This window comes from Acidaminococcus sp. CAG:542 (assembly GCF_000437815.1).
Taxonomy (GTDB): Bacteria; Bacillota; Negativicutes; order Acidaminococcales; family Acidaminococcaceae; genus Acidaminococcus.
This window is the reverse complement of record NZ_FR902074.1, coordinates 1-9,928: the sequence shown is the minus strand read 5'-3', so window position 1 is coordinate 9,928 and position 9,928 is coordinate 1. Positions and strand designations below refer to the sequence as shown.

At 58.7% G+C, this 9,928-nt stretch carries 10 protein-coding genes; all 10 read left to right on the top strand.

The features are described 5' to 3' along the window. Positions 1-589 (top strand): autotransporter outer membrane beta-barrel domain-containing protein (locus QVO43_RS05700; RefSeq protein ID WP_288174601.1); only part of this gene is annotated, 589 nt, incomplete at its 5' end. 515 nt (positions 590-1,104) lie between these two features. Then, positions 1,105-2,280 (top strand): NRAMP family divalent metal transporter, encoded by a 1,176-nt coding sequence (locus QVO43_RS05695; protein ID WP_022487591.1) that lies wholly within the window; start codon positions 1,105-1,107, stop codon positions 2,278-2,280. A gap of 145 nt (positions 2,281-2,425) precedes the next feature. After that, positions 2,426-3,193: a LamB/YcsF family protein gene (locus QVO43_RS05690; RefSeq protein WP_022487590.1), complete on the top strand. Its 768-nt coding sequence runs from the start codon at positions 2,426-2,428 to the stop codon at positions 3,191-3,193. 24 nt (positions 3,194-3,217) lie between these two features. Continuing rightward, the gene (locus QVO43_RS05685) at positions 3,218-4,006 is read left to right on the top strand and encodes a putative hydro-lyase (protein WP_022487589.1); all 789 of its coding nucleotides are present in this window, start codon (positions 3,218-3,220) and stop codon (positions 4,004-4,006) included. Positions 4,007-4,085: 79 nt separating this feature from the next. Next, positions 4,086-5,276, top strand: coding sequence for an NRAMP family divalent metal transporter (locus QVO43_RS05680; protein WP_022487588.1), 1,191 nt, complete (start codon positions 4,086-4,088; stop codon positions 5,274-5,276). 15 nt (positions 5,277-5,291) lie between these two features. Further along, positions 5,292-6,062, top strand: coding sequence for a 5-oxoprolinase subunit PxpB (pxpB, locus tag QVO43_RS05675; protein WP_022487587.1), 771 nt, complete (start codon positions 5,292-5,294; stop codon positions 6,060-6,062). Then, the gene (locus QVO43_RS05670; RefSeq protein WP_022487586.1) at positions 6,059-7,045 is read left to right on the top strand and encodes a biotin-dependent carboxyltransferase family protein; all 987 of its coding nucleotides are present in this window, start codon (positions 6,059-6,061) and stop codon (positions 7,043-7,045) included. The genes pxpB and QVO43_RS05670 overlap by 4 nt, the downstream gene beginning before the upstream one ends. A 126-nt stretch (positions 7,046-7,171) precedes the next feature. Then, positions 7,172-8,293 carry a M20 family metallopeptidase gene (locus QVO43_RS05665; protein WP_022487585.1) on the top strand — a complete coding sequence of 374 codons (1,122 nt, stop codon included), beginning with the start codon at positions 7,172-7,174 and terminating at the stop codon, positions 8,291-8,293. Continuing rightward, on the top strand, positions 8,290-8,775 hold the full coding sequence (locus tag QVO43_RS05660) for an 8-oxo-dGTP diphosphatase (protein WP_022487584.1): 486 nt from the start codon (positions 8,290-8,292) through the stop codon (positions 8,773-8,775). Before QVO43_RS05665 ends, QVO43_RS05660 begins: the two co-directional genes overlap by 4 nt. Continuing rightward, positions 8,762-9,829 (top strand): A/G-specific adenine glycosylase, encoded by a 1,068-nt coding sequence (mutY, locus tag QVO43_RS05655; RefSeq protein WP_022487583.1) that lies wholly within the window; start codon positions 8,762-8,764, stop codon positions 9,827-9,829. Before QVO43_RS05660 ends, mutY begins: the two co-directional genes overlap by 14 nt. Positions 9,830-9,928 lie beyond the last annotated feature (99 nt).

Sequence of the window (9,928 nt, the reverse complement as noted above, 5' to 3'; positions counted from 1 at the left end):
CCTCTGCGGCACCTGGTCCGGCAGCCATGGCAGCTACACCGATGTGGTGGCCCGGGTGGGCCGGGACGACAGCCACATCAGCACCTGGGGGCCTTATCCGGACAAGGCGGATTACCGGACCCGGGAACAGAGCCTGAGCGTGGAATACGGGAAGACCCTGTACCTGGACAAGGATAAAGAACTGTTCCTGGAACCCCAGAGCCAGCTGGTGCTGGGCCACTTGAGCAGCACCCGGTACACCACCAGCCGGGGTACGGACGTGTACCGGGAAGGGTACAACAGCGCCATCGGACGGCTGGGGATCCTGATCGGCAAGAGCCACAAGGAGGGAAAGCATCCCTTTGATTATTACGGAAAGGTATCCTGGCTCCACGAATTCGGCGGGGCCCAGACGGTGGCCATGGCGGCCCGGAACGGGGAAACCCTGGAAACGGCCGTGGACCACGGGGACAGCTGGTGGGAAGCCGGGTTTGGAGGAACCTACCGGTTCAGTCCCAAGATCCAGGGATACGCAGATGTAAGCCGGACCTTCAGCAGCCAGATCCGCACCAAATGGCAGGTGAATGCCGGGGTGAGCTGGCAGTTCTGAATGGGATCGAGCAGAGGGAAGAGTTTGGAGGGAATCCGGGACGGGTTCCTGAAAACGTATGAAATCCGCAGGCCGGGAAGGGCGGGCCTGTGGCACGCCCCTACGCCGTTGGTACCGGAGGTTGGGGATATGGGTCAGGAGGACGGATTTTTCGACAATCCCGTTTCTGTGATTTTCCATTGGTCCGCTGACCCCAACGCTGTAGGGGATTGCCGCAGGCGGGCCCTTCCCGGCCTCCGGGTTTTATGGTCAAAAGCAGATGCGGGAGCATCTGCTATCCTTACTGGTTAACGACAAACGATGAACTTTCAGACCGGCCGGTGCCGGTCTGACTTCTTTTTTTACATAAATCAAATTATCCATAAATTCTAATGAATACAGGTTAAGCTTTCGGTTATAATAAAGGCGTGCACTTTATTACGCTGGAATGGGAAAGGGGGACCGCAGGAAGGCAGCAGTTCAAGTTTTTGTATCAGAATTTACAGAATTGAATGACGGAACGGAGGAGTACAATCATGAAAGAATCCAACTGGAGTGTACTGCTGGGGGCGGCCTTCCTGATGGCCACCTCGGCCATCGGACCGGGATTCCTGACCCAGACCACGGTGTTCACCGGCAAACTGGGGGCCAGCTTCGGCTTTGTGATCCTGGCCACCATCCTGATCCACGCCATTACCCAACTGAACGTGTGGCGGATCATCGCGGCGTCCAAAAAGCCCGGCCAGGACATTGCCAACGCCCTTTTGCCCGGGCTGGGGTATTTTGTTTCCGCCCTGGTGGTGGCCGGGGGTCTGGCCTTCAACATCGGAAACGTTGGGGGCGCTGGCCTGGGCCTCAATGTGCTCCTGGGAGTTTCCCCAGTAACCGGGGCTCTCATCAGCACGGTGATCGCCGTGTTCATTTTCCTCAATAAAAGTGCCGGGGCCCTGATGGACCGGTTTGCCCAGATTGTGGGAGGTCTGATGGTGCTTCTGACCATCTACGTGGCCATCACTTCCCATCCTCCTGTGGGGCTGGCCCTTTCCAAGACCCTTATGCCGGATACGGTGGATGTGATGTCCATCGTCACCCTGGTAGGGGGCAGTGTAGGGGGCTACATTACCTTCGCCGGAGGCCACCGGCTGCTGGATGCCGGGATCACCGGGGTGGAGAACATGAAGGAAGTGAACAAGAGCTCCGCCATGGGGATTGGCATCACCAGCCTGATGCGGGTGCTGCTGTTTTTGGCTACCCTTGGGGTCATTTCCCAGGGGCTGACCCTGGACCCGGCCAACCCGCCGGCTTCTGTGTTCAAACTGGCCGCCGGTGACCTGGGGTACAAGATCTTCGGGCTGGTGATGTGGTCTGCGGCCATCACTTCCGTGGTGGGCTGCGCCTACACTTCCGTTTCCTTCATCCGGACCTTCAGTCCGGTGCTGGAAAAATACCACCGGTACCTGATCATCGGCTTCATCCTGTTCTCCTCCTTCATCTTCTCCTTCATCGGCAAACCGGTGACGGTGCTGGTGGTGGTGGGGGCCCTGAACGGCCTGATCCTGCCTATTGTGCTGGGCTCTCTGCTGTTGGCGGCCAAGAAGGAAAAAATCGTGGGGGCTTACAAACATTCTTCTTTCCTGTTCTACACCGGCTGGCTGGTATTCGCCGTGATGCTGTACATGAGTCTCCAGACCATCCTGAAGATGCTGGGGTGAAATTGTGTGAATGTATTACAAATTTGACACAATATAGGTGTGTATACAGTATAAGGTGAAGAAATTGTGACAGAGTTAATCGGAAACAAAAATCATGGTAATATCGTTAATGTTCGTAACGTAGCATAAAGAAAGGAGTAGTAATATGAAAATCGATTTGAATTCTGACCTGGGAGAAAGCTTCGGCGCTTACAAAATCGGGATGGATGACAAGGTCCTGCCTCTGGTGACTTCGGCCAACATTGCCTGCGGGTTCCATGCCGGGGATCCTTCCGTAATGAAGAAAACCGTGGATCTGGCAGTGAAAAGCGGCTGTGCCCTGGGGGCTCATCCCGGGTATCCGGATCTGGTCGGATTCGGCCGGCGGAAAATGGCCGTTTCCCCGGCGGATGTGTATGCTATGGTGGTGTACCAGGTGGGGGCTCTCAGCGCCTTTGCCAAAGCGGCAGGTACCCGGCTCCAGCATGTGAAACCCCATGGGGCCATGTACAATATGGCGGCCAAGGATCCGGCCCTGGCGGAAGCCATTGCCCAGGCCATTTATGATGTGGATCCGGAAATCATCCTGTTTGCCCTGGCTGGCAGCGAAAGCGTCAAGGCAGCGGAAAAAGTTGGTTTGAAAGTGGCTTCTGAAGTGTTTGCAGACCGGAGCTATCAGGAAGACGGTTCCCTGACGCCCCGGACCCAGCCCGGTGCCATGATCACCGATGAAGAGGCCTCCATCGCCCAGGTGCTGTCCATGGTGCTGAAGGGCCAGGTGACCACTCTCAGCGGTAAGGTGATCCCGGTGAAGGCGGATACCATCTGCGTCCATGGGGACGGGGAAAAGGCCCTGCTGTTCACCCAGAAAATCCGGAAAGCCCTCCAGGAAAACGGAGTGGAAATCGCCGCGGCCGGTACCTTCCTGAAATAATTTCATGCAAAGGAGAATCTGCTTATGGATTACAGCCAAATGAAACCCGCCGAAGTCCGGAAACTGATCCGGGAGGGGAAAATCACCAGCTTCACCAGCGGTATGTGCAACGGATATGCCCAGGCCAACCTGGTGGTTCTGCCCAGGGAACTGGCCTTTGATTTCCTCCTGTTCACCACCCGGAACCCCAAACCCTGTCCGGTCCTTGACGTGACGGAAGTGGGGAGCCCGGAACCCAAAGCCGTGGCTCCCGGGGCGGATCTGCGGTATGACATCCCCAAATACCGGATCTACCGGCACGGGGAACTGACCGACGAAGTAACGGACCTGAGCGGGTACTGGCGGGACGACCTGGTGGCTTTCCTGCTGGGATGCAGCTTCTCCTTTGAAGGGCCCATGCTGGATGCGGGGCTGGATGTGCGGCACATTACGGAAAACCACAATGTGCCCATGTACATCACCAACATTCCCTGCACTCCGGCCGGAGTGTTCCATGGGCCCATGGTGGTTTCCATGCGTCCCATGACTCCCAAAGCGGCCATCCGGGCCATCCAGGTGACCAGCCGGATGCCCAATGTCCATGGGGCTCCCATCCATTTCGGCGACCCGGCGGCCATCGGCATCCAGGACATCAGCAAACCGGATTTTGGAGATCCCTCCACCATCCGGGAAGGGGAAGTGCCGGTGTTCTGGCCCTGCGGGGTAACGCCTCAGGCGGTGGCCATGGCGGTGAAGCCGGAATTCATGATCACCCATGCGCCGGGACATATGTTCATCACCGACGTGAAGAATGCGGATCTGAGCGTGCTGTAAAAAAAGAGAAAAAAGCAGCCGGACCGTTTCCAAAAGCCCAGAAAAACCATAACAGGATCCAAATGAGGGGGAAGTTGTTATGAAAAAAGAATCCAACATCAGCGTGCTGCTGGGGGCAGCCTTTCTGATGGCCACATCCGCCATCGGGCCGGGCTTCCTGACCCAGACCACTGTCTTTACCGGCCAGTTGGGAGCCAGCTTCGGCTTCGCCATCCTGGCCATGATCATCATCGATGCCATTGCCCAGCTGAATGTGTGGCGGGTAATTGCCGTAGCCAAAAAGCCCGGCCAGGACATTGCCAACATGGTGCTGCCCGGCCTGGGATATCTGGTGTCCGCCTTTGTGGTGTTCGGGGGCCTGGCCTTCAACATCGGCAATCTTGGGGGTGCCGGCCTGGGGCTCAATGTGCTGTTCGGGATCTCTCCCATTGTGGGGGCTCTCATCAGCGCGGCCATTGCCATCTTCATCTTTTCCAGCAAAGAGGCGGGAACCCTGATGGACAAGTTCGCCCAGATTGCCGGAGGCGTCATGGTACTGCTCACTGTCTATGTGGCGGTGACCTCCCATCCTCCAGTGGGGGAAGCGGTGGCCAGGACCTTTATGCCTGAGCACATCGATCTGATGTCCATCGTCACCCTGGTGGGAGGCAGCGTAGGCGGATACATCACCTTCGCCGGCGGCCACCGGCTGCTGGATGCGGGAATCTGCGGAGAAGACAAGCTGGACCAGGTGAACCGGAGCTCTCTGACTGGCATCGGCATCACCAGTGTTATGCGGGTATTCCTGTTCCTGGCGGCCCTGGGGGTCATCAGCCAGGGCTTTACCCTGGATCCTTCCAACCCGCCGGCTTCCGTGTTCAAGCTGGCTGTGGGGGAAGTGGGGTACAAGATCTTCGGCGTGGTCATGTGGTCCGCGGCCATTACCTCGGTCATCGGCTGCGCCTATACTTCCGTTTCCTTCATCCGTACCTTCAGTGAAGGACTGAACAAAAACTACCGGTATCTGATCATTGGATTCATCATCTTTTCCGCTGCTGTGTTCGCTTTCATCGGCAAACCGGTGAAGGTACTGATCCTGGCCGGGGCCCTCAACGGGCTGATCCTGCCTCTGGTACTGGGAGCACTGCTCCTGGCATCCCGGAAAAAGGCCATTGTGGGGGATTATCAGCATCCCCGGTTCCTGTCGGTCACCGGCTGGATCATCTTCGCTGTGATGCTTTGCCTGGCAGTGGAAACAGCAGGCAAATTACTCCCCAAACTGTTGGGATAAAAAGGTGGAATAACCATGGAAAAAGCAACAGCATATCTGCAGGCTGCCCAGATCCGCCCGGTGGGAGAAGGGGCCCTGATGGTCTCCTTCGGCAATACCATCGACCCGGAGATCCTCCGGTGTGCCCGGGCTCTGGTGACGGAACTGGAACAGCATCCTTTCCCGGGACTCCTGGAATTTGAAGCTTCCTACACCGGTGTGACGGTGTTCTACGATCCCCTGGTACTGGCCCGGGAATCTACTCTGCCGGAGGACCACTGGCTGTCCAAAGGCTACCGGGAAGCGGCGGCCCGGGTGAAAAAACTCCTGGAAGGGATCCGGTTCACCAAGGAAAAGAAAGGGGACCGGATCCGGATCCCTGTGTGCTACGGCGGGGAATACGGACCGGACCTGGAAGAAGTGGCGGAGTACCACCATATGACGCCGGAAGAAGTGGTGAAAATCCATACTGGCGGGGACTATCTGGTGTATATGATCGGGTTCGCCCCCGGTTTCCCCTATGTGGGAGGACTGCCTCCGGAAATTGCCACCCCCCGGAAGAAGACTCCCCGGCTGGCCATCCCTGCCGGGTCCGTGGGCATTGCCGGTTCCCAGACCGGTGCCTATCCCCTGGAAACCCCTGGAGGCTGGCAGCTGATCGGCAGGACTCCCCTGGCCCTGTTCCGTCCCTGGGATCTGGAACATCCCAGCCTGCTCCAGGCCGGTGACCGGCTGGAATTTGTCAGCATAACTCCTGAGGAATACAAGGAACTGGCAGCGAAAGAGAAGGAAGGTGGCCGGAAATGAAGATCATGGTGAAAAAATGCGGCCCTCTCACTACGCTCCAGGATACGGGCCGGTACGGATTCCAGAAATACGGGGTCCTGGTCAGCGGGGCCATGGACCTGTTCAGTTTGAAACTGGGGAATATCCTGGTAGGCAACAAAGCCCGGGAAGGGGCTCTGGAAATGACCATGAGCGGGCCCTTCCTGAAGCTGCCGGCAGGACTGGTGTTCGCCCTTACCGGGGCGGACCTGGGGGCGAAACTGGGGGGCAGACCGGTGCCTCTCAACCGGGCGGTGTATGTGAAGGAAGACAGCACCCTGTCCTTCGGCTTTGCGGCCCAGGGGGCCCGGGGCTATCTGACGGTGGCCGGGGGCTTTGCCGTGCCGGCAGTGATGAACAGCAAAAGCACCTATCTCCGGGCCAAAATCGGCGGAGTGGGAGGTGCTCCTCTGGCTGACGGCACGGAACTGGAAACCGGGGAACTGACGGCGGAACAGGAAGGGCTGAAGGCTGTGCTGGCCAAAACGGGAGGCAAGCCTTTCAGCACCCTGGGCTGGTCTGTGGAAACCACTGGCCTCTTTACCGGGGAGCCCATTCGGGTGACCCAGGGACTCCAGGCGGACTGGTTCGACAATGCCACCCTTCAGGAGTTCTTCCACAGCGGCTACACCATTACGGCCCAGTCGGACCGGATGGGATACCGGCTCAGCGGAGCACCGCTCCACTACCGGGACAGCAGCCTGGAGATGATCTCCGAACCAGTGACCTTCGGGTCCATCCAGGTGCCGGCGGACGGGAATCCCATCATCCTGATGGCGGACCGGCAGACCACCGGGGGCTATGCCAAGATCGGACAGGTGATCCAGGCGGATCTGCCCAGGCTGGCCCAGATGAAGCCGGGACAGACCATTTATTTCCGGCCGGTGACCCTGACCCAGGCGGAAAAAGCCCTGGCCCGGCAGGAGGATTTCCTGACAGATGTGAAAATGATGGTACAGCGGTAAAAAAGAAAGGGTGCTGCGCAAGACGGGCAGTACCCTTTCTTTTTTCACCGAGAACAATTTACACGAAGCTGATATAATAGAGCCAGTACAGTGCCGGCAGGGAGCCGGGAGAAGGAGGAATCGGACATGACATTGGCAGTGCAGGACTATCTGAAAGATCTGGAAACCCTGGTGAATACGGAAAGCTTCAGCCGGGACCCGGAAGGGACCGCTCAGGTGGCGGCCTGGATCCGCCGGCGGCTGGAGGGAGCCGGCTGGCATACAGAAACCATTTCCGTGGGAGACCAGGTGGGCCCCTGCGTAAAGGCAGTGTGGGGGAACCCGGACCATTATGACGTAATCCTCCTGGGCCATATGGATACGGTGTTCCCCAAAGGCACCGTAAAGGACCGTCCTTTTTCCATTGAGGGAGACCAGTACAAAGGCCCGGGCTCCGCGGATATGAAATGCGGGGACCTGTTCATGGTGTACCTGGCGGAAGCGGTGAGCCGGGAAAAAATCCAGGGGAACATCTGCCTGCTGTTCAATCCGGATGAGGAAATCAGTTCCCGGTATTCCCGGCCGGTAATCGAACGGGAAGCCCGGAAGGCGGACCATGCCCTGATCATGGAAAGTGCCCGGCCCAATGGGGACCTGGTGAACCAGCGGAAGGGCATCTGCAAGTACACACTGACCTTTACGGGCATTGCATCCCACGCCGGGGTGAACCCGGATAAAGGAGCCAGCGCCATCAATGAATTCATCCGCTGGGGAGAAAAGATCATTGCCCTGGCTGACCGGGCTGCCGGCACTACTGTGAATATCGGACTGGTACAGGGGGGCACCGCTGCCAATGTGGTGGCCGCCCAGTGCCGGTGTGTCATCGATGTGCGGATCGAAAAGAGCAGCGAAGGGGAACGGATCGACCGGGCCATCCGGGAACTGGAAGCTCATCCCTTCGATGACCGGGTGAAGGTCCAGGTGGAAGGGGGCGTGGCCCGTCCGCCCATGAAGCCTACAGAAAAATCCCTGGCCTTCTGCCGTCTGGCAGAGCAGGTGGCTCAAAAAGAGGGTATCTCCTTCCAGTGGCAGGCTGCCGGCGGGGGAAGCGATGGCAACTTCACCTCCGCCCTGGGGATCCCCACCCTGGATGGCCTGGGCCCCATTGGAGGCAATGGCCATGCGGTAACGGAATACGGCCTGATCAGCAGTCTGGAACCCCGGTTCCGGTTCCTGAAGGCCCTGGTGGAAGCGGTGCTGACCAAATGAGGGATACGTCACTGGTGTATCTGCTGGACGGAGAAAACCGGGTGCTCCTGGGCCGGAAGCGACGGGGCATGGGCGTGGGCAAGTGGAACGGCTTCGGAGGGAAAATCGAGCCGGGAGAAACCATGCGCCAGTGCGCCGTACGGGAGCTCCGGGAAGAAAGCGGCCTTGAGGTCCGGCCGGAAGACCTGGACCTGATGGCGGATCTGTACTTTGACCAGCCTTCTGACGGCACATGGTCCCATGGAGGCATGGTGTATTTTGTCCGCCGGTGGCAGGGAGTGCCCCGATTGTCGGAAGAAATGGAACCCAGGTGGTTTTCCCTGGACCAGCTGCCCTATGAGGAAATGTGGGAGGCGGACCGGATCTGGCTGCCCCGGCTGCTGGCCGGGAAACAGCTCCGGGGGACCATCCTTTTTGCCCCGGACGGGGACCATGTAATCGATTCTGTGTTCCAGGAGGTCCATCTGGATGAAACCAAATAACTGGACGGAAACTCTCCTGGCCTGGTTCGATGGCTTTCGGCGGGAGCTGCCCTGGCGGGAGTCCCATCCCCGGAATCCCTACCATGTGTGGGTATCGGAAATCATGCTCCAGCAGACCCGGACGGAAACGGTAAAAGGGTATTTCCACCGGTGGATGGAACAGTTCCCCACCATCCGGGATCTGGCCCAGGCACCGGAAGACCAGGTGCTCCGGGCCTGGCAGGGGCTGGGGTATTACAGCCGGGCACGGAACCTCCACAAGGCAGCCCGGCAGGTGATGGTGGAATGGGACGGTCAGCTGCCCCGGGACCGGAAGGCCCTGGGGGACCTGCCAGGCATCGGAGCCTATACGGTGGGAGCCATCCTGTCCATGGCCTTTGGGGAAAAGGTTCCGGCAGTGGACGGAAACCTGCTCCGGGTGCTGGCCCGGCTTTACGGAGTGGAAGAAGACATTACCGGCACCCAAGGAAAGAAAACCATTACGGCCCTGGCAGAAGCCGCCATACCGGCAGACAGGCCCGGGGACTTTAACGAAGCTATGATGGACCTGGGAGCGGAAGTATGCATCCCCAAACATCCCCGGTGCGGGGAATGTCCCCTGCGGGAATCCTGCCGGGCTCTGAAAGAGGGGAAGACGGAGGTTTTGCCGGTGCGCAAAGCCAAAGCCCCCCAGAAGGAACTGGCGGCAGCCTGCGGCCTGGTGTGCCGGGAAGGCCGGTATCTGCTCCACAAACGGCCGGCCAAAGGGATGTTGGCTTCCATGTGGGAATTCCCCATGGTGCTGGATCCGGACCCGGACAAGGCCAGGGCAGGACTGGAACAGCTGCTGGAGGGAGCTGCAGGGCCGGAGCTGTGGCATCACAGGCATGTGTTCACCCACCAGATCTGGCACATGACCGGCTATGGGATGAACGGAGGAGACTGTCCTGAGGAGGGATCTCCGGACTGGGCCTGGCTGGCTCCGGAAGAGTGGGACCAGCGCCCTCTGGCAGGACCTCATGCCAAATTGGCTGCCTGGCTGAAAAAAACTGTTGACAGCAAAGAGAAGGTTTGATATTATATACAAGCTTTCTCTTTGAGGAAGCAGACAAGTCAGAGGAATGAAAGACAAAGAAAAAAGTTGTTGACAAATTCCAAATGATTTGTTAATATA